Source organism: Bacteroidota bacterium, assembly GCA_016718825.1.
In the GTDB taxonomy this organism is placed as follows: domain Bacteria; phylum Bacteroidota; class Bacteroidia; order J057; family JADKCL01; genus JADKCL01.
Genome location: JADKCL010000011.1, coordinates 132,153 through 158,060, shown reverse-complemented (window position 1 = coordinate 158,060; position 25,908 = coordinate 132,153). Strand labels below are relative to the sequence as shown.

The window sequence follows — 25,908 nt, the reverse complement described above, 5'->3', positions numbered from 1 at the left end:
TGGTCGCGCTCAAAGGCGATTCAACACGTTTTCAACACAAGTTGCAATACGCAACCCCGAATGCCGGGGTTGCATTTTAGCGTTTTGGACCCTTGCGGTCTTGGATACGGCGTTCTGCACGCGTCAATGGACGCTCGGCAGGTTCGCTTGGACCACTTGTACTCAAGCCTTTTGCGGCTTCGCGGCGCTGTGCTTCCAAGTTGGCGCCATGGTTGGCCTTCATCTTGGAAAAGTCGTCGCGATGGACGCGGCTTTCCTGAACCTTCTCTTCGCGGTCACCTTGGATATCCAAATCGGCCTTGAAGATCATGGAGATCACCTGCTCATTCACCTGACCCAAGGCCTCCTGGAATAATTGATAAGCTTCAAACTTATAGGCCACCAAAGGATCCTTTTGCTCGTAAACCGCGTTTTGTACCGCAGTACGCAACTCGTCCATCTCACGCAGGTGGTTTTTCCACTTGTCGTCGATCACATGCAGCATCACGGAGCGCTCCAATGTACGCGGTACATCCTCGCCCTTGGTTGCCAATGCTTGATCGAGGTTGACCACAATGCGCATCTTGCGTGTGCCGTCGCTGAAGGGGATGTCCACCATTTCGACACGGGCTTCGCGGTCGCGAATGCTCTGCAAACCTTGGAGGGTCACTGCAGACAAGTGCGTCGTTTTGCGCTTGTAGAAGCTTTTTGCAGCATCATACAAGCGATCAGCCAAAGCCTCTTGGTTGAGCTTGTTGAATTCCTTTTCAGAAATCTCCGGATCGAATGACAGCATGCGAATGGTCGCAAATTGCAGGCCTTCGTAGTCTGAAATTTCATAGTATTCCGCTGCGAGCTTGGCGCAGACGTCCCAGAGCATGGTATCCAAATCGAGGCGCATGCGGTCGCCAAAGAGGGCGTTGCGGCGGCGACGATAGATCACCTCGCGCTGACTGTTCATGACGTCGTCATATTCCAGCAAGCGCTTGCGCATGGCGAAGTTGTTTTCTTCGACCTTTTTCTGCGCGTTGGTGATGCTCTTGGTGATCATGGAGTGCTGAATCACTTCGCCCTCCTTGATGCCGATACGGTCCATGATGCGGCTGATGCGCTCAGAACCAAAAAGACGCATCAAATCGTCTTCAAGCGATACATAAAACTGTGAACTTCCCGGGTCGCCTTGGCGACCTGCGCGACCACGCAACTGCCGGTCAATCCGGCGGGATTCATGGCGCTCGGTACCGATGATGGCCAAACCGCCTGATTGTTTCACATTCGGGCCGAGCTTGATGTCGGTACCACGACCAGCCATGTTGGTTGCAATCGTGATGTTGCCAGCAAGACCTGCTGCGGCGACAATCTCAGCTTCGCGCTGATGCTGCTTTGCGTTCAAGACGTTGTGCTCGATTTTGCGCACACGCAGCATCCTGCTCAGCAACTCGGAAACTTCGACCGAGGTAGTACCTACGAGAACCGGCCGACCTGCTTGACGCAGCTTTTCAATCTCGTCGATGACAGCGTTGTATTTTTCTCGCTTCGTTTTGTACACGAAGTCTTCGTCGTCCTTGCGCACGATGGCACGGTTGGTTGGAACCACCACGACATCAAGCTTGTAGATCTGGAAAAACTCCGCAGCTTCGGTTTCAGCGGTACCGGTCATGCCCGAAAGCTTGTGGTACATCCTGAAGAAGTTCTGGAGCGTAACTGTTGCAAATGTCTGTGTAGCAGCTTCAACCGTCACGTTTTCCTTGGCTTCAATGGCTTGGTGCAAACCATCTGAATAGCGGCGACCAGGCAAAACACGGCCGGTTTGCTCATCAACAATCTTGACCTTTCCTTCGTCGACGATGTATTCAATATCGCGCTCAAACAAGGTGTAGGCCTTTACCAATTGGTTGATCGTGTGCAAGCGGTCTGACTTCTCTGCGAATTCACGGGCTAAAAGATCCTTCTGACGAAGCTTTTCTTCGTCTGTCAGTTCCTTGCTGCCATCGATTTCATGCAGGCGCGAAGCGACGTCGGGCATCACGAAGAGATCGGAATCCTCACCTTCGCCGGTGATCAATTCGCGACCTTTTTCAGTAAGCTCAACCTGATTGTTTTTTTCGTCGATGGTGAAATACAATTCGTCATCGACAATATGCATGTTTTTGCCCTTGTCCTGAAGATAATAACCTTCCGTCTTGAGCATTTCGCTTTTGATGCCTGGCTCCGAAAGGTATTTCACCAATGCTTTGTAGCGGGGCAGACCACGGTGTGCACGGAAAAGCTTGAGTCCAGCTTCCTTGACACTTTCTTTGTCACCCGATTCCATGGCTTTTTTGCCTTCGGCGATCAAGGTGGTAACCATGCGCTGTTGATTGCGCATGAGCTTTTCCACGCGCGGCTTCAGCTGATTAAATTCTTGAATGTCGCCACGCGGCACCGGTCCGGAAATGATCAAAGGCGTACGCGCCTCATCGATCAAGACCGAGTCAATTTCGTCGACGATGCCATAGTGGTGTTCCCGCTGCACAAGGAAGTCGGGATTGGTGGTCATGTTGTCGCGGAGGTAGTCGAAGCCAAACTCGTTATTGGTTCCATAAGTGACGTCTGCCAAATAGGCTTGACGACGCTCGTCTGAGTTGGGTTCGTGAAAGTCGATGCAATCGACGCTGATCTTGTGAAATTGGAAGAGCGGGCCATTCCATTCGCAGTCGCGTCGTGCAAGGTAATCGTTGACCGTTACAAGGTGCACGCCCATGCCGGTAAGGGCATTCAGGTAAACTGGCAAGGTGGCCACGAGGGTCTTGCCTTCACCCGTCGCCATCTCCGAAATTTTTCCGGTATGGAGTACCACGCCACCCATGAGCTGGACGTCATAGTGCACCATGTTCCATTCGATTTCACCGCCGGCAGCGAGCCATTTGTTTTTCCAAATCGCTTTGTCGCCTTCGATGACCACATTGGGCTTGTTTTGAGCCATTTTGTGGTCCCAATCCGTCGCTGTGACGGTGAGGGCCTTGTTTTCAGAAAGCCTGCGCGCGGTTTCTTTTACCACAGCAAATGCCTCTGGCAAAATCTCCATGAGCACTTGCTCCACTTGCTCATTGCGCTTCTTGCGTAGCTTTTCGGCTTCCTCATACATGCGCTCGGAAGCGACAAGGTCCTCGGTGGTCTCAGCTTGCTTTTTCTTGGCTGCGATCTCGGCAGAAACCTCTTTGATGTGGTTCTGAATCCGCTGCCTGAAAATATCTGACCGTCCGCGAAGTTCGTCGTCGGAGATGTTGCGAAGCTTGACGTACTCGGCAAGAATTTTGGTGACATAAGGACGGAGCTCTTTGGCATCCTTGTCCTGTTTGTTGCCGAATAGTTTCTGAAGCAGTTTAAGCATAGTAAATCAGTATAGAAAAATCGCGACAAAGTTAAGGAAATAGTTGGGAATGGCCCATCAATTGCCCATCCAGTAGAGATCGATTTTGAGGAAACCGACACCGAGGATTTTGGCGTCAACGAACCAAGTGCTTTCTGAGGACAAAAAGCAAGGCTTGTTGCAGCTTGGCATTGCTCACTACAATTTGCCTGCCAAATAGAAAATCTGCCCCCTCCTCAATGGCCGATACCGCGCCGCCAGCTTCTGTGACCAAAAGTGCCCCTGCGGCCACATCCCAAGCTTTTAGGCCGATTTCGAAGTATCCATCGAGCCTGCCGCAAGCGACATAAGCCAAATCAAGGGCTGCCGAGCCAAATCTCCTGACACCGTGGCATTGCGCCAAAAAATCTTGGATCGCTGCCAAATAGTCACTTGCCTGCTCAAAAATGGCAGTCGGAAACCCCGTCCCGAGCAATGCCTCGTTCAAGTGCGCGGCAGTGCTTACCTGGATTTTTTGCTCTCCCAGGAATGCACCCTTGCCCTTGACAGCCCAAAAAACTTCGGAATGAGGAACTTCGTGAACGACTCCCAGCAGCGTGGTGCCCTTGTGCTGCAGGCCGACACTGATACAATAAGCGGGCACATTGTGAATGAAGTTGGTGGTACCGTCCAATGGATCGACAATCCACCGCCATTCTGCCTGCTCATGATGACCACCACCTTCCTCCCCGATGAAGCCGGAGTCGGGCAGCAATTCCTCCAATGCCGTGCGCAGCATGGTCTCCGCGGTGCGGTCCACATAGGAAACGAGGTCGCTCGGACCCTTGTGCTCAATTTTTTCCGGGCCGAATGTCTGGCGTTCATGTAGGATGAAAGTAGCCACTTCAGCAATGATGGCCTTGGTTTGGGCAACGAAGGCAGTTGACAACTCAGGATGTTGGCTCATGAATCAAGTTTTTGCTTTTTACGCCTGTAATGCAACAAAATGCCCAAAAGTGTCAGAATTCCCGACATCCCCAAAGCAATCTCGCCAATATAGTCGCCGTGACGCACATAATAAGTAGTGTAGGTGTACAATGGAACATTTCCTTCGATCACGGCCGGGACACTGTAGTCTGTGGCCTGTGTAATTTCACCGCGGGCATCGACAAACATGCTGCGGCCATTGTTGGCACACCGTGCGATGGCACGCCGATTTTCAATGGCTCGGATCACACATAGCCCAGCATGCTGCACGTACCCCGAACTTTGCCGCCACCAGGCATCGTTGGTGATCATCGCAATCCATTGTGCGCCCATAAGCGTCTTGCGTCGGGTGTGGTCACCAAATGCGCTTTCGTAGCAGATTAAAATATTGGTAGGGATGCCCGATTGTGTATGCGAAAGCTGGATCGAATCCGGCCTGCCATAACTTTCCATGCCCTTTGCGGGGTCGATGCGCAAAAATTTCAGTGCGCGTAGACCCTTGAGAAAAGGCACCCGTTCCACCATCGGCACCAGATGTCCCTTGCGATAAACCAACGTGCTACGGTCGGCATGCATGATCAAGGCACTGTTGTAGTGGTCGGTGTAGACGAGCTTGCGTTTTCCGCCCACGATTCCATATCCTTGGCGGGCGCTGATCGGTGGCGTCACCAAGTCGGAGTAGGTCTCGACGTCTTCGATGCCCGTCAAAATTTCCACGTGATAGGAATCGACAATTTCCCACAAGGGTGCCATCAGCCTTCCCTTCAAAATGGCCACGGGATCCAAGGGCTGGTCAATTGCCTTTTCCGGAAGCAAAACGATCGTGCCACTGTCCAAAGGTTGCGATGTGATTTGAGTGACAAACTGGTCAATGGTTTGCTGCGTGCTGATGTTGCTGCGTTGGACGAAGGGATCGAGGTCGGGCTGAATGATCCTGACCCGTAGACTGTCATTGCTTTGAAAGGCTTGCCGAGCCGGGTTGGTCAAAGGGACATTCATCAAGTACGGGGCGGCGAAAATCAAAACGGCCCCCAGCAATGAAATGCCGGACTTTGTCAAGCTTGCCCGCATGTGGCGCACGGCTACGTAAGCCAAAACATTGACCAAGAGAATCTGTGCGGAGATTCCGAGCACCCCGGTGAATTCCGCATATTGGATCATTTCGGGATGGAAGCTCAAGGCATGGCCAAGCGTAAGCCATGGCCAGGCAAGTTCCCAGTTGAAATGAAGGTATTCAAAGGCGATCCAAAAGGAGCATAGTGCAAGTGCGGAGAGTTCGGGAGCCAAAAAATGACGGAGCCGGGAGTGCAATTGCCAGGGAATCGACATCAAAACGGGGTTCAAGGCAATTGCGAGAATGCCCGCCATGACATTCACGAAGGCGACTTGCACACTGTTGGCGCCGAGGGCGGTGAGCATCAGCCAGTAACAGCAGAGCGCATTCCAAATGAAAAAGATGCTGTAGCTGTAGCGGAAGAGTTGGGCATTGCCGGAAATGGTGCGGCGGCGATAGCGGAAAACTTTCAAGCCCCGGGTACTTTTTCGCCAGATCCATTGCCAGGTGCCAATTCGCCACAAAACCAACAAGACCCGTTTGAAGGGAAGGAAAATGGTGTCTTCGGGCTGTCTTTCGGGGACGATTCCCGTTTCAAACAAGACAAAAACCGGAACGAATGCGATGTAAATGAGGTAATTCAGGGGTGATGGCGGAAACGAGGCCGCCAGCAAGAGGCCGGTCAAAAGGATGAGCCAATACGGCTTATTCCTTGCCAGCCAATACCACGACCATTTCCCCCTTGAGAATTCCATTTTTCAGTTGTTGGATGACATCCTGTACGCTGCCCCGGTAATAGGTCTCGTGCAATTTGCTCAATTCACGTGCAACGGCAACTTGGCGGTCAGGCCCGAAATGCTTTTGGAATTCCTCCATGAGCTTGAGGATGCGGAACGGGGATTCGTAGAAGACCATCGTGCGCACCTCCTCATGCAAGGCATCGAGGCGGGTTTTGCGTCCCTTTTTCTGTGGAAGGAATCCTTCGAAAACAAACCGGTCACAGGGCAAGCCACTTGCGACAAGTGCAGGAACAAAAGCCGTAGCGCCGGGGAGTGCCTCCACAGGGATTCCAGCCGCGATCGCCTCCCTGACCAACAAAAAGCCCGGGTCGGAAATCCCCGGCGTGCCGGCGTCGGAAACCAATGCAAGGGTAAGGCCCTCTTGGGCGACGCGTTCCAGGAGTGTACCTACCTTGAAGTGCTCATTGTGCTGATGCAACGCGGTCAATGGCCGCTCAATGCCGAGCAGCTTGAGCAATTTGCCGGTTTCCCGCGTGTCTTCGGCCGCTACTAAATCCGCTTCCTGAAGCAGTCTTTTGGCTCTCAATGTGATATCTTCGAGGTTGCCGATGGGGGTGGGAATCAGAATTACGCGCGCAGGCATGAGTCGATTTTGAGATGAACATTCGGGTATTGCATTCCGGTAGGAAGCACAACCATGCTGCAAGATAGCGACAACAATGGCTCGCCAACATGGTTGGCCGCAGATTCGGAGACTTCCATCTCAAAAACCACCCCAACGGTGACCACAATCAGTTTTTTTCCTGAGCCAGATCATCGGCCACGACAGATCAAGCTGCCAACTTTGACTTATCAAGTCGAGAAAAAACAGTTTAAAAATCAGAAGTCTATGAAAGCGAACATCAGCATAGGAGAATGTATCATCCGAGTGTTTCTTGGGATGGTTTTTGCAGCCGTGATTGGCGGGTTGATTCACAGCCCATTGGCCTTGATCGGAGTTTTGGCAATCTATCCGATTGTAACTGGCCTCGGTGGTTGGGATCCTATCTATGCGATGCGCGCCAAGCACACCAATGAAGATTCGCCTTACGAAGATGGTGCCCATGGTGCCCCTGCAGCTCCCGTTTCCCGCTCGCGCAGCGAGGTGAACCGCGCTGCTTGATCAAAAGATTATAATTGCAACGCTTTGGTGAATCCCTGCTGACCCCTCCCCGGGGTTGCAGGGATTCTTTTCTTTGCCCGGGTTTTTAAGTTGACCAATAAAAAATTCGCAAATTTGAGCCGCCTTGCAAAGGTTTGAAACGAAAAGGGCATCTCAAGACGCATGAAAAGGACAGCTTTTACAGTATTCGTAATTTTTTGGATCATTTCTGGCGCCATTGCCCAAAGCCCGAATCCCTTGACAATTCCAGACACCCTCTCCGGTGCGGTCATCAACTTGGAAATTGCGCCCTCCACGGTACAGTTTCTTCCCGGGAATGCCACCGCTACCTACGGGATCAATAAACCCTATTTGGCCCCGACCGTGATTTTGCAACGCGGACAAGCCGTCCAAATGAACGTCACCAATAGCCTGAGCGATACCAGTACCATGCACTGGCATGGATTGCATGTGCCGGCGATGGACGATGGCGGCCCGCATACACCCATCGCGCCGGGGACCACGTGGTCGCCAGACTTCACGGTGCTGGATGAGTCCGCCACCTTTTGGTACCATCCGCACCTCCATGAGCATACGACCGAGCAAGTGTACAAAGGCGCTGCGGGCATGATCATCGTTCACGACTCCCTGGAAGCCGCGCTCGGCCTCCCTCGGACGTATGGCGTGGACGATTTTCCCCTCATCATCCAAGACAAATCCTTTGACAGCCTCACCAATGCCTTCATCTATGAGGCGCTCAGTGATACCATGATGATCAATGGCACACTTAATCCCTACATCGAAGTGCCTGCACAAATGGTGCGTTTCCGACTGCTCAATGCCTCCAACCAAAGGGTGTACAACCTCGGATTTCCACCGACCAACATTGCTTGGCAGATCTCCAGCGATGGCGGATTGTTGGAGCAACCGCTGGCCGTGACGCGTATTTTGCTTGCGCCCGGAGAAAGAGCGGATGTCGTGGTAGACTTTACCAACCAAACCACAAACTTCCCGTTGATGGCCAACAATTCAGAGATGGGGGATGGCATTTCCGGTGGCCCGCAAGGCCCCGGCGGCGGCCCCGGCAATCCGTTGGACGGAAACAACTTCCCGATTCTTGACTTCCGAATTATTGCACAGACCGCAAATCCCGTCACCTCCTTGCCTTCGCAGTTGCGAACTTACGACCTGCCCAACATTCAAAACGTGGCAAGGGTCCGCACCAAAGTCTTCACGGTGGATTCGTCAGGTTTTCCTTTTTATATCAATGGTGCCTTGTTTGACCACGATGCGGTCAACGATACAGTCAACCTTGGCGATACCGAAATCTGGGAGCTCATCAATGCGACCGATATCGCGCATCCTTTTCACATCCACGATGTGCAGTTTCACGTGATCGAATTTAACGGCAACAATCCGCCGGCACACCTGCGCGGTCGGAAAGATGTTGTTTTGCTCCAACCGGGAGACACGGTCAAGTTCATCACACGCTTTGATGACTTCGCCGACGAGATGACACCTTATATGTACCACTGCCACAACCTTTTTCATGAGGACGGCGGCATGATGTCGGCATTCATCGTGCGTGATACGGTTTTGGGAAGCCACGGCGAACCAACAACAGACTTCTGTGGGGCATTTTTATTTTTCCCCAATCCCAATGATGGTGAACTACAACTGATCGATGAAAATCCCGAGCCTTGTCGTGTGGTTTCCATTGAGGTATGGGACATTCAGGGCCGCAAGTTGATGGATGTGCCAGTGAATCTTGGCCTGAACACACAACAGATCAATTTGCAGGAATATGACCCTGGTATCTACCTGTTGCACATGCGCCACAAGGGTGGCGGCCATTCGGTGAGACGAATTGCCAAACAATAGGTCGTTTTAGCCCGTATTGGTTCAAAGGTGGTCATTGCGTTGGACGAATGCGCCGACCGATGTTTTTCTTGTGGATACCTTCAGGGTGATCGCCTGTAACTTTGCGCCAATGAAGTTTGCCTTGCTTTTCCGAATGTATTCCTGGCTCATGGGCGTGGTGATCGCGACAATTGCGTTGCCGTTGGCGGCGCAGACCGCTGAGCCGAGCATCCAAACCAAGCACGTGCGCGCAGAGCTCGACCGCATCAAGGCTTTGCCGGGCATGAAAAATGGTCAATTCGGATTTGCATTGTACGATGTCGAATCGGGGAAACTCCTGGAGAAGGAAAGGGCGGATGAAAGCTTGCTGCCGGCTTCCACGATGAAGACGGTGACTTCAGCTGCAGCACTGAACATTCTGGGTCCGGATTACAAATTCAAGACCGTTTTGGAGCATAGCGGCACGATTGAAGGGGGCGTGCTGAAAGGCAACGTCATCATCAAAGGTGGTGGTGACCCGAGCTTGGGTTCGGACCGGTATCAATGGGGGACCGACATGCAAAGCCTCTTGACGATCTGGGTGAAGAAGCTCCGCGAAAAAGGCGTGACCCGTATCGAAGGGGACATCATCGGCGATGCAACGATTTTTGAGGATGCCTTGACGCCGAGCACTTGGGTCTGGAGTGACATCGGCAATTACTACGGGGCAGGTGCCTGCGGACTCAGTTTCAATGAAAACAGCTACGAAGTCAAATTTCTGCCGGGCAAGTCTGTCGGGTCAAAAGCCGAATTCATCGGGACGAATCCGCCGATGCCAGACATCAAATTTGTGAATGAAATGCGCACAGGTAGTGCAAGTTCCGGCGACAACGGGTTTGTCTACGGCGCGCAATACACCTTCCTGCGCACCTTGCGCGGCACTGTTCCGATGGGCGACACCTTTGTGATCAAAGGTTCGATTCCCGATCCGGCCCTGTTCACCGTCCAATGCCTGCGCAACGCACTCTTGGCCGATTCGATCGGTGTCACCGGCAAAGCCACAACCTCGCGCCTGATGGCCATGGAAGCTAAACCTCTTCCGACCGAACGCATCACACTCTATACCCATCAATCGCCGCCCCTCAAGGACATCGTCTATTGGCTGAACAAAAAGAGCATCAACCTGTATGCCGAGCACCTGGTAAAGATGATCGGCTATACGCAGCTCAAAGACGGTTCCAATGAAAGCGGAACCAAAGCCATCGCCGAATTCTGGAAAAGCAAGGGCATCCCTGTCGAGGGTCTGCACATGATGGACGGCAGCGGATTGAGTCGCTACAACGGGGTGACGCCCAATCAGCTGGCAAGCATCTTGCGCAACAATGTCTCGCAGCCGTGGTTCCAGGATTTTTTCAATTCGTTGCCGGTAGCGGGATTGGCGACTTGCCCGGGGACGCTGAAAAACATGTGCAAGGGTACCGCCGCGGAAGGCAATGTTTGGGCCAAAAGCGGATACATCTCCCGTGTGCGCACCTACGCGGGCTACGTGGAGACGCAGTCGGGCAAGCGCCTCTGTTTTGCCATGATGGCTAACAATTATACCTGCACCAACGCCCAAGCCAAGGATTTTTTGGAAGCACTCATGGTCAAGATGGCAGAAACGCCGTAACCATGTGCGTTGGGAAAAATGAGCTTTTAAGGGCATTCAGAGCCGAAATGGGCTTGCAAAATAAAAAAGAGATCCTCTAAATTTGCCCCGTTTCACGGGGTATAGCGCAGCCCGGTAGCGCGCGTCGTTCGGGACGACGAGGCCGCAGGTTCGAATCCTGCTACCCCGACAAAACGCCGAAGGCGTTTCCCTCCTGACTCACTCTCAAACTCACACTGCGTTTCCCTCCTCGCTCACTCTCAAACTTGCCCTCCTCACTCGCCCTCAAACTCACACTGCGTTTCCCTCCTCACCGCATTCTGCACAAAAAACGAAGCCGTCCACTTCGCAGTGAACGGCCTCTTCGCAAACGCCCTCCTCAATCTCAATCTATTTAAATCTCAAATTTCCAAACGCATGATCCATGTTCCGGCTTGCAAGTGCTGCGGCACAAGCATGGCCACTTCCCAACCACGTAGCGCCATCGGCATGTTCATGCCAGCTACTACCATTGTGCGGAGCTCGAATTCGACTGCCAAGCCATGGCAAATCGCGATCAAGTTGTCGCCACGATGCAAGGTTTCCTCCACGAAAACATAGGCCGTCCCAATCATCGGGTCATAAGCCAGCACCTTGCCAACTTCGACCGTAGCCGCCTCGGCAGTTCGCCGATTGTCGTGTCTGTAACCGCGTCCCTCGCAGAAGTTACAAGCCATACTGCCAAGGCGCATCGCTGCAGGACCCATTCCTGAGGACCTTCCCGAACCTTGACATGTATGGCACAACACTCCCATTTTCTGCAATCGTTGAATTTCTTTCGAAGACCTCGTGGCAACCTCTCCGCGAGCGCTTTCTGACAATTTGTACGACGACAAGATGTCTGGGTTGCTGATGTGTTAGATATTTTGGCTCATTGATAATGGATATTGATTATTTCGCTCGGATTTGTTCGAAATTGAAAGCAAATACGGGTTCGTATAACCGAATACGTGTAAGGAAGCCTGCCGTTTTCTGGGGTTTGCGGGCGATAGCAATTGCTTTGGTGTTGATATTGCCCCAATCGCAAGCTTGTAAACAGTTGCACGAGAGGTTAAATTCGCATTCGATTACAATCTCCTCGAAATGGACGTTCCATCCGACATCCGTAGGTACCTTCCTTATGCCGTCATTTTTGCCGCATACGTTGCAGGAATGTGGATCGATGTGATGGAGATTGATGCGGCGCAGTATGCGGCGATGGGCCGCGACATGATGCGGAGCGGCGATTATCTGCACCTTTATGATCATGCCCACGGTTATCTGGACAAACCTCCGATGGTGTTTTGGATGTCGGCGCTGTCGTTCAAATTGTTTGGCGTTTCCAATTGGGCCTATAAACTTCCATCGGTGTTGTTTTCCATGATGGCAATCTATGGAACAGAGCGCTTGGGCGGATTGCTTTACAATCGAGCCACCGGCAGATTGGCGGGGTTGATCCTGGCGAGTACACAAGCATTTTTTCTGATGAACCACGATGTCAAGACCGATATGTACTTGATCGGTCCGATGGTGATGGGATTGTGGTTGCTCGTGTCTTGGTCACGTGGCGGATTATTTTGGCACCTGTTGTTGGGCGCAGCGTTTCTTGGATTGGGAATGTTGGCAAAAGGACCTTTGGCATTGATTGCGCCTGGATTTGCAATTGGGGCCGATCTTTTGTTGCGCCGCGATTGGGCGGCGCTGTTTCGGTGGCAATGGCTGCTGGTGATACCCGTGGCCCTTTTGATCACCACGCCGTTTTTGATTGGTCAATACCAGCAGTATGGTGAACATGGCATTACCTTCTTCTTATGGACACAGAGCTTCGGACGTGTAACGGGAGAAAGTGAATGGAGCAACAACGCAACCGCATTTTTCTTCGTGCACAGTTTTGCCTGGTCTTTTTTGCCCTGGACCGCGATTTTTCTGCGCGGTTTGGTTCAGGAGGGGATACGCTTGTTCCGTGCGGGATTTTTGTTGCCGTCACGCGCGGAAGGGATCGCAATAGGTGGATTTTTATTGGTGTTCACCGCTTTGTGTTTTTCCAAGTTCAAGTTGCCCCACTATATTTTTGTCACTTACCCATTCGCAGCGATTCTCACGGCCGCTTTTGCAATGGAGATGCACAAAAACTTGGTACTCCAACCTTGGAAAAAGTTTTTTCAGGTCTTTCACCGCGTGTTCTGGTTTTTGGCCGTCATCTTGGTGTTGTTGCTTGCCTTCGTGGCATTCCCTGAACAACCACTGCTGCCCAAAATCGGTTTTATGTTGCTCGCAGCTGTCGTTTCCATCGATATGTTCCGCACCAAGAATGAGTGGGCCCGTTTTCTATGGCCGACGGCGGTAGGATTCGGCCTCTGCAATTTACTGCTCAACCTGACCCTTTATCCAGCGGTGATGTCGTATCAATCGACTGCACAGGCGGGGAAATATGTCAGTTCGCTCGAGCCGCGACCACGGGTTTTTGGCTTCATCATCAGTGGAAGAGCCTTGGATTTTTACGCTGCCGACAATGTGCTTCCCATTCCGGGGCCTGTCTATTTCAAGCCCTTGCTGAAGAAAACGGATGCCATCGTGTACACCAATGACGATGGCTTGCGCCAGATTCGTGAGCGCGGCATTCAATTCGAATTTCTCGAAACCTACGCCCACAATCCGCCAACCAGAATGAGTTTGATGTTCCTGAATCCCGCCACAAGACCCAGCGTCTTGAAGCCAAGGTACTTGTTGCATCTTCCGAAACAAGATTTGCCGCGCTAGGCGCATCCCATGCCTCAAAAAAGTTTGGTAGTATTGCTCTATGTTTTCTGTGATGCATCAATACAAACTGCGCCTTACCAATTTGAGTCAGGCCAACCGCTCCTTGAAGCTCAACCGCTTGTCGGCGCGCAAGGATATTGATCTCACTGACCTGTCGCAGCTCAATCAACAATCCGCAGCTGACATTCTTGCGAAGATCATTGCTGGACAGAGTGTTGCCTTGATCAAGAACCTCAGTGCCCGCGATGAAGCCACCAACCTCGCCGATCGCCGCCTGAACAATATCTGGCACGAAATCACCACGCTTTACGAGGAAACGGGGACCTATGACCTTTTTCTAGGTTATCCATTTGTCGAAGGGAAATTTCTGGACGGAAGCATTGCGCGCTGTCCAGTGGTTTTGTTTCCCGTGCGTTTGGTGCGCGATTTCCAAGGCGGGCCGCGTTGGATTTTGCAAGCCCATCCGGAAGAGGACCTGAGTTTCAATACGACCTTTTTCCTCGCCTACGAGAAGTTCATGCAGGTGAGGCTGAAACGCGAATTTTGGGAGGAGCGGCCGGAACGTCATGCCGATTTACAGGGCTTTTTAAACGGCCTTTACAAGCAAATGGCCGACCATGATGTCGCGGTGCATTTCAATTCGGAGTTGTTTCAGTTCAGGCTGGATCACTTTCCTGAAAAGAATCAGCCGCTGCTGGATGAGCTGCCGATCGGCAAACTTCGTTTTTTGCCGCATGCTGTGGTGGGGATTTATCCGCAAAGCGACAGCGCCCTGCTGCAAGACTACGAAGTGCTCGAGGCCCAGTCGGATGCTTTTTCGTTGGAAAAGCATTTTGAAAACAGCATTACGAAGCACGGGTTGCCGCTGCCCAAAGAGGATGACCGCTACTTCGTAGCTTCCGTCGATCAAAGTCAGGAGGAGGCCCTCCTGCATGTGCGCGCCGGCGAGTCGGTCGTGTTGCACGGACCTCCGGGTACGGGAAAATCACAAGTGATCCTGAATCTCATTTCGGATGCGCTGGCAAGAGGCCAAAAAGTGTTGGTTTGTTCCCAAAAACGCGCAGCGCTTGATGTTGTCTTCCAACGGATGAGCGAAGTGGGGCTGGGTCGGTTTGCAGCCCTCGTGCACGACTATCGCGGCGACCGCAACAAAATCTTTGGCCGCATTCGGCAGCAGATTGATGACCTCGACAAATTTGAAGAGGAGCGCAAAGACCTCGGGCTCGATATATGGCTCCGCGACTTCAGGCGCGACAGCCGCCGCATCGACGAATTGGGAACACAATTTGACCGGCTGTTTTTAGCCCTCACGCAGCGCGGCCGCTTTGGTTTGTCTGCACACGAGCTTTATTTGCGCACCGACCGCAAGGCGGATGTGATCGACATGGCGCCCCTTGCTGTGCATTTTGACCAAGATTCCTGGCAGGTTTTCCGCGAACGCCTTTCCAACATTCTCGCCTATGCTGACTTTTTTGACGAAGCGCATCCTTGGCGGTTTCGGGTTTCGTTGAGCAGGTTGGGATTTGCCGCCAAAGCGGCCCTGCAGGGGAAATTGGCTGGCTTGCCCGCCGAAGTTGAGGGATTGCACCGCCTTTGGCTCGCCATGGGCCCTGCCGGCAGGACCATTTTGCAAGTCTGGGAAATCCCCGGGCTGCTTGGGCCCTTTGCTGTTCTGGAGACCTTGGTCAAGCAGCCCGGAGCCAAGGCCGACTTGGCTTCGGCCGCGAAGGATGGACTCAAGCCCAAGGCGCTACGTGAACATCTGGAAAAGCTGGGCAAGCTGTTTGAAAAACGAGCGGCCTTTCAAATCTTGGACGGCTTGCCCTTGCAGCTCCATGAAGATCTGAAACGTAACTTCGAGCAATACGAAAGCGGAAAGGGAAAATTCAGCCGGCTCCTTTCGCTCAAATGGATCAAAGCTTGGTGGTATGTGCGGCAGTTGCTCAAACGGCGCAACCGCAAAATTGACCCTGCCGACCTGAAATTGCTCAAGGCAGAAATCGAGGTGGTCTCCAAGATCATGGAGTTGGCGCAGCAACTCCGCGGATTCTCTTTTTTTGCCGACATACCTTTGACCGGCTTGCCGGCTGATTTAAGCGTTTGGCAGGCACAGAAACTCAAAAATGTTGATCTTGTCGCCGAATGGGCCTCCTTCAAAGGGGGCGACATCTTCAAACCCAAAGTGCAAGCTGGCACATTTGAAGAAACGCATTGGCAAGGGGTATTGTCGGATATCAGGCGTTTGGAAACCATTTTGACCACTGCCGAAGGCCTTGGACTAACTTATCAAACGTATTTGCATCCGCGGCAGCTTGCCCAAATTACGGCTGGATTGTCAGACCCGGCATCGGCGCTGGAATACGTTGGAAAGCTCCAGCAAAGTTTTGACAGGGACTACGACGACCTCTGTCAGTTGGATGGAATGCTCGACAACTTGGCAGGCAACCATCGAGCAGCATTGGACCATCTGGAGCCCCAAATTGGCGTGATAGAAAAACAGGTTTTGTTGGGCATGGCAGACCAAGGGATGTTGCAAGCTTGGCTTGCATTGACGGAGATCGACCATCCTGAATTGCTCGAGCCCTCAAGCCGTCAAATGCCCGAACGGCAGGAAAATTATCGGCAACTCGTTTCGCAACGCGTGCGCACCGTCACCGGCCTGATTCAGCGCAAGCTCAAGGATTCCATGCTCGACCGCATCGAATACAACCGCCTCAACAACCCGGTCACTTACCGTGAAATCGGCCATCAGGTGCGCAAGCAGCGGCAACTCTGGCCAGTGCGCAAATTGGTGCAACAGTTCTGGGACGATGGTTTGAGTACGCTCATCCCCTGTTGGATGGCCTCTCCCGAATCCGTTTCGGCAATTTTTCCAATGGTGAAGGGGTACTTTGATTTGGTGATCTTTGACGAGGCTTCCCAATGTTATGTCGAGCGCGCCCTGCCTGTCATGTTGCGCGGAAACCAATGCGTGATTGCGGGTGACGACAAGCAGTTGCCGCCATTTGACCTGTACAATGTCAAGGTCGATGAGGAGGAAGATCCGTTTGTCGAGGATGCGATTGCGCTCGAAGTTGAAAGCATCTTGGACTTGGCCCGGACCAAGTTCCGGCAATGCAAGCTGAGTTGGCATTACCGTTCGACCGAAAAGGAGCTCATCAATTTCTCCAATCATGCCTTCTACGAAAGCCGCTTGAATGTCATTCCGCCTGCCAAGCATGAAGCAATCAGCATTCCGCCGATCAGCTTTGTGAAAGTCGAGGGTGTCTGGGAACGCAACAGCAACTTGGTCGAGGCAAAAAAAGTCGTCGAATTGGTGGAGGAGCTGGTGAATCGCCCCGACAATCCGACGATCGGCGTCGTGACATTCAACTACCACCAAAAGGAATTGGTGCGCACCTTGTTGGAGGAGCGCTTGGAGCAAATGCGGCAGGCCCAGGATCAGGCGGGGCTATCGAGATTGTTTCAGGCCATGGAGCGCGAAGAAGGAGAGGAGCGTCAGGGAATTTTTGTCAAAAACATCGAGAACGTACAAGGTGACGAACGCGACGTGATGATCTTTTCGGTGGGCTACGCACGGAATCCGGCGGGGAAAATGGTGGCCAATTTTGGCTTGCTGAACCAAAAAGGCGGAGGAAACCGGTTGAATGTTGCGATCACCCGTGCCAAGAAGAAGAAAATTATCGTTTGCAGCATCGAGCCCGAGGAACTCAATGTCGAAGGTGCGAAGCACGAGGGCCCCAAATTGCTCAAGCGCTATTTGCAATATGCACGCGCCCTGAGCCGAGGCGATGCCGACAGTGTGACGACCATTTTGGGACAACTGCGGCAAGTTCCAGCGACCGTGGGCGTCGCCGGCTTGGGATTGTCTGCTGAAAATGAGGCCTACGTCGGGAAGCTGAAGCGGCAGTTGGAGGCAAAGGGTTTGGTGGTGGATCAAATCCAGAGCGACGGCAACTTTAGTTTGGATTTGGTCGTGCGTGGAAAAGACGGGGAGAGCCTACTTGGGATCGAATGCGAAGGATCCAATTATTTCCTGGGCAGGTCGGCCAAGGAACGCGAAGTCTACCGGCCGGCGTTGTTGGAGCGGCGCGGATGGTTGCTCTACAGGGTATGGGCCCGCAACTACTTCCTCGATCCGGAGGCGGAGGTGGGTCGGATTTTGGGCGTTGTGCAACAAGCCATCGTCGAGAAGCATGCAGGATCCTGATGCGATTTGGGTCTGAGGCGAGATTTCCGACGATATTGCCGAACTTTGCGCTAGAAAATTGATCGGTCAATGGATACATCACTGGGAATTCGGTTTGTTGGTACGGGAGGCGCGTTTGACGTCGAATTGGGAAATTCCGCTGCCATCGTTTCCATGGCGGAAGCCAATTACCTTGTTGACTGCGGGCATTCAGTGTTTCCGAGATTGGTCCAATTGGGACTTGTCTCCAAAATTGACGGCATTTTGATCACGCATTTGCACGACGACCATGTTGGCAGCCTCTCAAGTTTGGTGCTATACCATTCTTTGGTGCTGCAAAAAGGGCGGATGAAAATTTATGTGCCTTCCGCGGATTTCCAAGCTTCGCTTTCGGCCTTGCTTTCGCATTCCTTGGGAGATCCATCGCTGCGCATTGATTTTCGACCCATTTCTGAGATCGAGGGAGTTGGTTTTGTCGACACCTTCGGGAAGCACGTCGAATGGATGCAGACCTACGCTTATTATTTCTCGGACGGAAAAAGCAGCATTGTCTATTCAGGGGACAATGGTGATGTAGATTTCTTGATGGAGAAAATCACCCAACTTGGATTGCCCGAACCTACGGTTTTCCACGAGGTATTTTTCCATTTTGAAATCGCAGCCCATGCCTACTACCGTCATGTGATGCGATGGACTGACCGCTATCGCGTCTTTGGCTACCATTGCGACCCTCAATATGCACCGGCGGACAATACGCTCCCCTTGGTTGCAAATCATCCGGAGTTTCTTTTTTAGTCCAACGCTTCCTGTGGAATGGACGGCCCCAAATCGGGCAGCAACACTACAAAGGTTGTTCCTTCACCCTCCTCCGAATGCATGCTGATATGTCCCTTGAGGCGTTCAATTGCATTTTTGACGATGTACATGCCCATTCCGGAACCATACGATTGGATACTTGCCCTGAAGAACAAGTTGTAAACCTTTGCTTGGTGCTCCTTTGCAATGCCAATCCCATTGTCCTTGATTTCAATACGGGCCTGATCGCCTACTCTGCTGATCGTGACATCCACCTTTGAGTCAGAGCGTTTCAGGTTCTGGTATTTGATGGCATTGGAAATCAAATTGTTGAAGATGATGCCGATTCGCACAGGATCCGAATAGAATGGCCCCTCAAAGGTGACCTCGATATTTTTCTGGATACGGTCGGCATGGTCTGCAAACTGCAGGTTTTCCAGCGTTTCATTGAGCATCGCAGCCCAATCGATCGGACTATGGTCGAGCTCCGAGCGGGCATTGCGTGAAAAGTCAGCAAGGTCCCGGATGAACGTATCGAGCTTCACGACGCTTTTGTTCATCATTTTGATGTAGGAAAGCACCGCCGCCTCTTGTGTTTCACTTTCGACCAAACCGATCAGACCCATCAGCGAATTGAGCGGCGCCTTGAGGTCATGCGAGGCGCGATAGACAAAGCTGTCCAATTCAAAGTTGCGTTTGATCAGCTCCTTTTCTGTGCGTTTGCGCTCGGTGACGTCCCTGACGATCACAAGCACCTCCTGTGGACCACTCCGCACGATGCGCGTTTCATAATCCATCGTCGCCCCCGATTCCAGGATGACCTCCGATTCAAATTGCTGAATTTCGCCGATTTCGATGGCCTTTTTGGCGAATGAAAGCAGTTTTCCAGCCATCGTTTCCGGCAGCAATGATTCAATCGGACTTCCAATGGCGCCTTCAAAAAATTGGATCAAATCCTGTTGGTCACTTTGTTTAAAGTCCAGGATGGTGCCTTTTTCCGTGATACGCACGATCAGGTCGGGAATGCCGTCCAAGAGAGCCTTGTTGTTGCGCTCGGAGTCACGCAGTGCATTTTCCGCCTTTTTGCGCTCCCAAGATTGCAAGGCCAAGGTCACCATGTCGGCCATGGTGGCCACAAGGTTGATTTCCTCAGGTTCCCAAGTACGCTTGGTATGCATCTGTTTCAGCCAAATCATCCCGGCCACGCGGCCACCGTGCCTGAAGGGGGCATCAATCGTGCTCGCGATGCCCTTTGGGGCGATAGAGCGCTCCCGAAACTCCAATACGGCATCCGAATTGGCTGCATCTTCAATTGCCAATACGCGTTGGGACTGTACCAATTCGAAGTAACGAGGGTACTCGGCGGTGCGACGTTGATCTCCACTGACAAAGGTTCCGGTCTCGGTATCAAATTCTTTTTTGCAGACAAGCCACTCGGCGTTGGCATCAAAGAGCCAGATTCCTGCCCGTGTGACCTTCAGTAGGTCAATCAAGGTTTTGGAGATGTATTCAAAAGCAACGTCGAGATCTCCTGAATTGAGCTCATGGCTCGCAGCAAGCTCGATCAAATGTTCGTTTTGGATGCGCAGCATTTCACGGGAACGCTGCATTTTCAACTCGGCCTGCTTTCTTGCAGTAATGTCGGTGACTGAACCCCTCACAAGTTGTCGCGTTGCGGAAGGGAAACGGTTGAGGCGAATCTCGCAAGGAATTTCCTCTTGATCGGCATTGACAAAAAGCCATTCGTAGACCATCAATTCCCCTTGCAACGCACGCTGGACGAGGGCTTGTTCGATTTCAATGCTTTGGTCACCATTTGCTTGATAATGAGGGTTCAATGAGGCTGGAGAAATATGCATCAGCTCTTCTCTGCTTCTGCCAAAAAGCAATTCGGCATTCATGTTGACCTCAATCAACCGATTGGCGTCCACATCGAGCACGAAAATGGCTTCCGTTGCATGTTCCACCAACGCACGGAAACGCTCTTCGCTTTCTTTGAGCAAGGACTCTGCCTTTTTGCGTTCACTGATGTCACGCACAAGAAGCAACAATGCCGGCCGGTTCTGAAAGTTGATGACATTGCAACGTATCTCGATGCCGACCACTTTCCCTGTTTTGGTATATGTAAGTCCCTCAAGGTAGTTGATCTTGCCTGACATGAGATCGGGGAAGGTCGCAAGAACAGTTTCCCTTTCGCCCGGTGCTGCGAGATCGGCCACAAATTGACCCAGCAATTCCTCCCGCGTCATTTCATGCAATTGGCAAGCGGCTTCGTTGAGGTCCAAAATCTGCCCATGTTCCGATTCGACAAAAATGGCATCTGGAGAACGCTCAAACAGCAACTTGAACCTGGCTTCGCTTTCGCGCATGGAGTTTTGGGCCTCGATCACGTGGGTGATGTCCCCTTCGCTGATGAGAATGCCTTTGACCATGGGGTCGTCCATCAAGTTGGTCAGTGTTACCTGCAGAATGCGGTCATGGCCATCTTGGTGGGGTGCACGAATCTGGAGCTGCAGGCTGTGTAATGGGCTTCTGAGAACCTCTTCAAGTGCGGTTTCGAATGCTGCGTGATCCTCGGCAGCGACCAATTCGCGGTTGTTCATCCCGACGACGGACTCAGCCTCAATCCCGAAGATTTTAGCGTAAGAGGGGCTGCAATAGGCAATGCGGCCATCAGGTTCGATAATCTTGATGATTTCGGAACTGTTTTGGATATAGGCCTTGAACCGTGCATCGAGGCGTGCGGATTCGCGGGCTTCCTCCATCAGTTTTTGGGAGGTGATATCGCGAATGGCAAGAATGCGTGCAGGTTGCCCTTGCCAGGTGTCAGATCTGCTGAGTGCCTCCAAGTGTATGGATTCGCCACCTTTTTTGCGGCCCATGAACTCAACGCCGCTTTTGTCGCCCCGATCAATTTCTGTGACGGTTTCTTCAGGCGACTCGGCATAAATCAGATCTGCCAATTCCATTTGAATCAAGTCTTCTTGCTCAAAGGAAAAGATTTTGGCAAAGGCGGCATTGGCGTCGAGAATGCGGCCATTTTGATAAATAGCGATACCCTCGAAGGCTGCCTGGGTAATGGCGCGATAACGGTTTTCGCTTTCGATACGGGCTGCCTCGGCCATTTTGCGGAAATGGACCGCAAGCAATTGTGAACGCACGGCGCCGGCGATTTTTTCAAGACTTCTTCGATCAAAAGTGCCCTCTCGGCTCATCAGCCATATCACAACGATGGCCTTTCCTTGATGCACGATCGGGAGGAACGCAACCGTATTGACAGCGAGCTCCTTTGCCAGGGCAGTCACCTCTTTAAACGTTTGCAATTCCGGATCATCATGCCAGAGAATCTTGCCCGAAAGGGTCATTTGCTTGAGTGCATCGGTATCAAAGCGCTCATGAACAGACAATTGCGCAAGCGTCTCATCCTCCGCAATTTTTTCGGAGCATAGCTGGTAATTGCCCGCTTGATCCAGCCAATAGGCGGTCGCATATCCCCAATCGTCAAATCCTGCCAACTCCTCCAGGGTGATCGCGACGGCATCGTTCATCGACTCTGCCGTATTCAAGCCTGAGCTCAGGCGCAGCAGCAATTCGGTTTCTCCTTGGGCACGTTTCTTCTCGGTGATGTCCTCGTAAACCGAGATGATGAAAATAGGCTCGCCGTTTTCGCGGTAGGCCGAGACGTTGAGCAGGGCATAGACCGGCGCGCCGCTTTTGTGCCGGTAGCGCTTCTCCTTGGTATAGCTGTCGCGTTTGCCGTCAAGCACGTCAATGAGTTCTTCACGCCCGAGATCGACATCGTCGGGATGGGTGAAGTCGGCAGGGACCATCAGGCTGAGCTCCTCGGCAGAGTAGCCAAAAATCTCCTCCATTTTCTGGTTGACCTGCAAAAATTTCCCTTCGGGAGTCAATTGCGCAATGCCGACGGCAGCTTGGTCATAGATGCTTCGGAAGCGCTCTTCGCTCATCCGCAGGGCCTCGTCGGCCTGAAGTTTCGCGACAAATTGCGCCACTTGGTTGGCGATGAAGGTCACGATGGTCAGGTCTTCCTGACTGTAGGCATCTGAGCGTTCGTAGTCTTGAATCGTGATAAGCCCGACAACTTGGTCATCATGGATCAGCGGTACACCCAGCCAAACCTCTGGGATTGACCCCGCTACGCTTACCTGTCCGCGCACTTGCAGGTCCAGAATGTCATCCTTGACCAACAAGACTGCCTTCCGGCGTTTGATGCCATACTCCGTGAGTCCGTTTCCTGCCTTACGCTTGCGGCTTACACGCGCGACCACGACCGAGTCCTCGGCATCAGAGTAATAAGGAAAGCTCACCTCGTCGTTTTCGCTGTCATATACCGCGACGTAAAAGTTGGGTGTGTCGATGATGCGGCGAATCTCATGGTGGATGAACTGGTAAAATTCGCTGGGATTTTGAGCCTTTGACGATCCCTCGGCAATCGAGAAGACGACTTTGCGCACAACCTCGTCGCGATGGTTTTTGGTGTTGAGCATGCCGACCCCCATGATCAGGCCGTTGGCTGTGAGCGAGTCTTTCCAGAGAATAAACTGCTCCTTCCCATGGGCGTCAATATGACGGCTTTCGTAGAGGTCTTTTTTTGCCGGAACTTGACCTGTTACAAAATCGCGGATATAGTTTTTGTCCTCGGCTGGGTCGGCACCATTTTTTTTCTTGATGTTCCACCAGCCCTGTCCAAGCACTTCGCGTGGATCATATCCCAGCATCGTGCGCACCGAAGGTGTAGCATACACGACGTTGGAGTCTGCATCGCAGACCAAAACGATATGGTCGACCTTCTGCAGAATGTCATCTGAAAGTTGCAAGCGTTTGGCGATCGCCTGTTTGTCGGTAATGTCGCTGATGGCCACCAAAAGTTGATTGCCTTGGGAAGAGCGCACTTCCGTGATCACGATTTCGCCGACGATGGTGCGTTTGTCCAGGGTAGGGATGGTGCCAGTCCCGCGTCCAAGCCGCTCCGTGCTGTCCCGGTCGGCGAGGTAGGTTTGCAGCCACGTCGTCAGGTGCACATGTAATTGAGCTTTGTTGTTGAGGCCTGTCAAGCCAAACATCAGGCGTGCATTTTGATTGGAATCCGTCACCTCGAGCGTCTCCGAATTGGCCATGAAAATGGCATCGGGACTGCTTTCAAAAATCGAGGAAACCAGATGTTTTTGGCGGTTGAGTTCTGACTGAATGGTAATGCGAAAGCTCGTTGCCACCGCAGAAACAAGCAGATTGAAGGCCAGCATCGGCAGGTATCCCCAGAGGTTAATGCCATTGGGGTGCGGAAGGAGGCAAGCCAAGGTGCCCAATCCAAGCAATGTCAGGGCATAGGGCCACCAAGCACTCAGCCGTTTGAAATTGATTCCGGCAAAAAGCAAGACGACAAAAAAGTTGATCAAATAAGGGTTGGCAAACCCGTTGAGCCAAACGAGCCATGTGGCCCAACCTGTGACCGAATAGATGACAAAATGACCGAAATAGGCGATTTTCTTTCGGACAAATCCGGAAACAAAGGTGGAAAGGAATATGGTGAGGATGATTCCCCCAAGCAGAAGGCGCACCCAAATAGGGTCATTGCCTTCTGCGGGCAACATTCCCCTAAACAAAGGCAGTGATGTTGCGGCAAAGATGGCCAAGGCACGGTAGAGCCCGAGGTCAAATCTCATCGCACGGATGAACTGAAGGTACTTATCCTGCAAGGTATTGGATTCCATTTTGATTCAAAACGTTTCCAAAATACCTATTCCAGCGGGTTTTCCCAAGTGTTTTTGATGCCTGTTGCAGAATGTGCGGATCACCTTTGCCTGAGGTACACCCGCTGCCAGTAAGGAAAACCGACGCTGTTTCCCCATTGCCGTGCAAGTACGAAGACTTCAAATCTTGGATCTGAGACGATTGCCGCTGCTTCCTCGATGTATTGGAACTCGTTTTCGGCTTGTGAAGTCATGACAACGGCATCTGCATCAATCGAAAAAAAATAGTCCAAGACTTGTGGCAGGGCCGGCTTCGTTTTTGCCAAATAGGGGTCGCTGAGTCTCCCGAAATCGACGATTTTCCTTTCTGAGTAGTAGCCAACGGCTCCCGCATCCATGTAGGAAATCACGGTCGCCTCAGGGTCGAGCTCAGCTGCCAGATACTTGCCAACCGGAATCAATTCTTCTTGGACGATTGCGTGATAGTAGTTCAAAAACGTCCATTCTTGCCTGAAACGGAATCCCAAAATGCAAACCTGAATCAGCGCAAAACCCCAAAGCAAAAGACGCAGTTTGCGCAAAACCCCCATGTTTTGAGATTCGGAGGATTGTATTTGCTGCCAATTCCTTGAAATGAATGCGGTGATCCCAACAACAAAAAGGGGCAAAAATGGAAAAAAGAAGCGCGAGCCATAATTCATCCATAGGTTGGAATGTGCGTACATGGCCCAACAGATTGCCACAAAAAAAAGGGGAACCAGTACGGACGCACTTGGAAGCCGAAATTTTCTCCGAGGATTTCCGAAAAACAATGCCAGCCCAGTCACCATCGGCAAAAAGCAGTAGTAGCCTGCAAATTTTCCCAAGGCAAGCATGGATTCCCAATTGATCAGGCCGTCAAACACCTTGGCGTGGTAGCTGTTGGGAAAAAAGTTGCCGTAATAGGCCGTGCGCCACAGCCAATAGACCAAGAGGAGCGCCATGGCGCCCCCAATCGGCAGGAATTGGAGGAATATCGAAAATTTGAAACGATGTTTTGCGCTGAAAGCCAACAGCGTGACCGTGACCAATGCAGCCAGGAGAATGCCTTCCGGACGACAGAGACCAGACATGAAAAGGAAGATTGCACATTCCGCGGAGCGCCTGATACCTATCTCCGCCAAATTGATCCCCCAGAAACCGAAAATGGCGGAACAGATAAAAAAGGTGAAAAAAATCGTCTCCAAGCCGCTGATGCTATGCATGTAGAGCAATGGGGTGCTTGCCATTCCCAAAACGGCCAAACCTTGACCAATCGGTCCCGTTCCAAGCCTTCGCAAAGTCCTGCACATCATCCAAATTGTCCCCAACATCGAAAGTAGACCGAGCAATTTGATCGTTTCCAAGAGAGGAAGTCCGGTTGCAAGCGTGCCCGCTGCAAGCAGCGGCAGGAAGATTCCGGTATATCCCTCCACAAGAGACTCAGAGCCAACGTTCCAGGTCAATTGCCCATGAAAAAGCAAGTTGCTTCCGTAGCGGTAGCTGATAAAGGCGTCGTCGACAGTCCACCAAGGCATCAAAGTAAATGATACGGCCGCAACCACCGCAGCCGCAGCATACAACATGAAAACAAGACGTGGGCGAGGATTCAACATCTCAATTCAGCCAGAAGCGTTATCAAAACGCCTAGCTTTCAGCAAACCTAGGAAAAAACAAGCCTGTTGGCTATTCCAACGC

Annotated in this window: 13 protein-coding genes and 1 tRNA gene; 7 read left to right on the top strand and 7 right to left on the bottom strand. The window is 52.1% G+C overall.

What is annotated here, in order from left to right:
* Window positions 1-76: 76 nt before the first annotated feature.
* The 4 genes from secA to rsmI all read right to left on the bottom strand — a co-directional run bounded on the left by secA (window position 77) and on the right by rsmI (window position 6,734).
* Entirely contained in the window at window positions 77-3,352 is a 3,276-nt protein-coding gene (secA, locus tag IPN95_14575; GenBank protein MBK9450598.1) for a preprotein translocase subunit SecA, read from the bottom strand.
* A 115-nt stretch (window positions 3,353-3,467) separates the two neighbouring features.
* A complete protein-coding gene (locus tag IPN95_14570; protein ID MBK9450597.1) occupies window positions 3,468-4,277 on the bottom strand; it encodes an inositol monophosphatase in 810 nt (269 codons plus the stop codon).
* Complete coding sequence (lnt, locus tag IPN95_14565; GenBank protein MBK9450596.1) at window positions 4,274-6,106, bottom strand: apolipoprotein N-acyltransferase; 1,833 nt, start codon at window positions 6,104-6,106, stop codon at window positions 4,274-4,276. The genes IPN95_14570 and lnt overlap by 4 nt, the downstream gene beginning before the upstream one ends.
* The gene (gene rsmI / locus IPN95_14560; protein MBK9450595.1) at window positions 6,057-6,734 is read right to left on the bottom strand and encodes a 16S rRNA (cytidine(1402)-2'-O)-methyltransferase; all 678 of its coding nucleotides are present in this window, start codon (window positions 6,732-6,734) and stop codon (window positions 6,057-6,059) included. The genes lnt and rsmI overlap by 50 nt, the downstream gene beginning before the upstream one ends.
* Window positions 6,735-6,980: 246 nt before the next feature.
* Here rsmI and IPN95_14555 point away from each other — a divergent pair, with 246 nt between their 5' ends.
* The 4 genes from IPN95_14555 (at window position 6,981) to IPN95_14540 (ending at window position 10,909) form a co-directional block, all read left to right on the top strand.
* Complete coding sequence (locus IPN95_14555) at window positions 6,981-7,253, top strand: DUF2892 domain-containing protein (GenBank protein ID MBK9450594.1); 273 nt, start codon at window positions 6,981-6,983, stop codon at window positions 7,251-7,253.
* A 162-nt stretch (window positions 7,254-7,415) separates the two neighbouring features.
* The gene (locus IPN95_14550; GenBank protein MBK9450593.1) at window positions 7,416-9,113 is read left to right on the top strand and encodes a multicopper oxidase domain-containing protein; all 1,698 of its coding nucleotides are present in this window, start codon (window positions 7,416-7,418) and stop codon (window positions 9,111-9,113) included.
* Window positions 9,114-9,147: 34 nt separating this feature from the next.
* Window positions 9,148-10,740: a D-alanyl-D-alanine carboxypeptidase/D-alanyl-D-alanine-endopeptidase gene (gene dacB / locus IPN95_14545; GenBank protein MBK9450592.1), complete on the top strand. Its 1,593-nt coding sequence runs from the start codon at window positions 9,148-9,150 to the stop codon at window positions 10,738-10,740.
* Window positions 10,741-10,835: 95 nt separating this feature from the next.
* Window positions 10,836-10,909 (top strand) — tRNA-Pro (locus IPN95_14540).
* 211 nt (window positions 10,910-11,120) lie between these two features.
* Here the strand turns inward: IPN95_14540 and IPN95_14535 are convergent.
* Window positions 11,121-11,513 (bottom strand): hypothetical protein, encoded by a 393-nt coding sequence (locus IPN95_14535; protein MBK9450591.1) that lies wholly within the window; start codon window positions 11,511-11,513, stop codon window positions 11,121-11,123.
* A 328-nt stretch (window positions 11,514-11,841) separates the two neighbouring features.
* Between IPN95_14535 and IPN95_14530 the strand changes: the two genes are divergently transcribed.
* From IPN95_14530 to IPN95_14520, 3 genes are all read left to right on the top strand, one after another.
* A complete protein-coding gene (locus IPN95_14530; protein MBK9450590.1) occupies window positions 11,842-13,497 on the top strand; it encodes a glycosyltransferase family 39 protein in 1,656 nt (551 codons plus the stop codon).
* Window positions 13,498-13,537: 40 nt separating this feature from the next.
* Window positions 13,538-17,707, top strand: a complete 4,170-nt coding sequence (locus IPN95_14525; GenBank protein MBK9450589.1) for a DUF4011 domain-containing protein — start codon at window positions 13,538-13,540, stop codon at window positions 17,705-17,707.
* 69 nt (window positions 17,708-17,776) lie between these two features.
* Window positions 17,777-18,481 carry a ribonuclease Z gene (locus IPN95_14520; protein MBK9450588.1) on the top strand — a complete coding sequence of 235 codons (705 nt, stop codon included), beginning with the start codon at window positions 17,777-17,779 and terminating at the stop codon, window positions 18,479-18,481.
* Here IPN95_14520 and IPN95_14515 read toward each other — a convergent pair.
* Window positions 18,478-24,213, bottom strand: a complete 5,736-nt coding sequence (locus IPN95_14515) for a PAS domain S-box protein (protein MBK9450587.1) — start codon at window positions 24,211-24,213, stop codon at window positions 18,478-18,480. The two genes, IPN95_14520 and IPN95_14515, sit on opposite strands and share 4 nt — an antisense overlap.
* An 80-nt stretch (window positions 24,214-24,293) precedes the next feature.
* Window positions 24,294-25,826, bottom strand: coding sequence for a hypothetical protein (locus IPN95_14510; protein MBK9450586.1), 1,533 nt, complete (start codon window positions 25,824-25,826; stop codon window positions 24,294-24,296).
* Between the last annotated feature and the right edge of the window lie 82 nt (window positions 25,827-25,908).

What these genes read in the sequence shown, in the direction of transcription:
- secA (MBK9450598.1), bottom strand. Translation starts at nt 3,352, where the DNA reads ATGCTTAAACTGCTTCAGAAACTATTCGGCAACAAACAGGACAAGGAT.
- IPN95_14570 (MBK9450597.1), bottom strand. Translation starts at nt 4,277, where the DNA reads ATGAGCCAACATCCTGAGTTGTCAACTGCCTTCGTTGCCCAAACCAAG.
- lnt (MBK9450596.1), bottom strand. Translation starts at nt 6,106, where the DNA reads ATGGAATTCTCAAGGGGGAAATGGTCGTGGTATTGGCTGGCAAGGAAT.
- rsmI (MBK9450595.1), bottom strand. Translation starts at nt 6,734, where the DNA reads ATGCCTGCGCGCGTAATTCTGATTCCCACCCCCATCGGCAACCTCGAA.
- IPN95_14555 (MBK9450594.1), top strand. Translation starts at nt 6,981, where the DNA reads ATGAAAGCGAACATCAGCATAGGAGAATGTATCATCCGAGTGTTTCTT.
- IPN95_14550 (MBK9450593.1), top strand. Translation starts at nt 7,416, where the DNA reads ATGAAAAGGACAGCTTTTACAGTATTCGTAATTTTTTGGATCATTTCT.
- IPN95_14535 (MBK9450591.1), bottom strand. Translation starts at nt 11,513, where the DNA reads ATGGGAGTGTTGTGCCATACATGTCAAGGTTCGGGAAGGTCCTCAGGA.
- IPN95_14530 (MBK9450590.1), top strand. Translation starts at nt 11,842, where the DNA reads ATGGACGTTCCATCCGACATCCGTAGGTACCTTCCTTATGCCGTCATT.
- IPN95_14525 (MBK9450589.1), top strand. Translation starts at nt 13,538, where the DNA reads ATGTTTTCTGTGATGCATCAATACAAACTGCGCCTTACCAATTTGAGT.
- IPN95_14520 (MBK9450588.1), top strand. Translation starts at nt 17,777, where the DNA reads ATGGATACATCACTGGGAATTCGGTTTGTTGGTACGGGAGGCGCGTTT.
- IPN95_14515 (MBK9450587.1), bottom strand. Translation starts at nt 24,213, where the DNA reads ATGGAATCCAATACCTTGCAGGATAAGTACCTTCAGTTCATCCGTGCG.
- IPN95_14510 (MBK9450586.1), bottom strand. Translation starts at nt 25,826, where the DNA reads ATGTTGAATCCTCGCCCACGTCTTGTTTTCATGTTGTATGCTGCGGCT.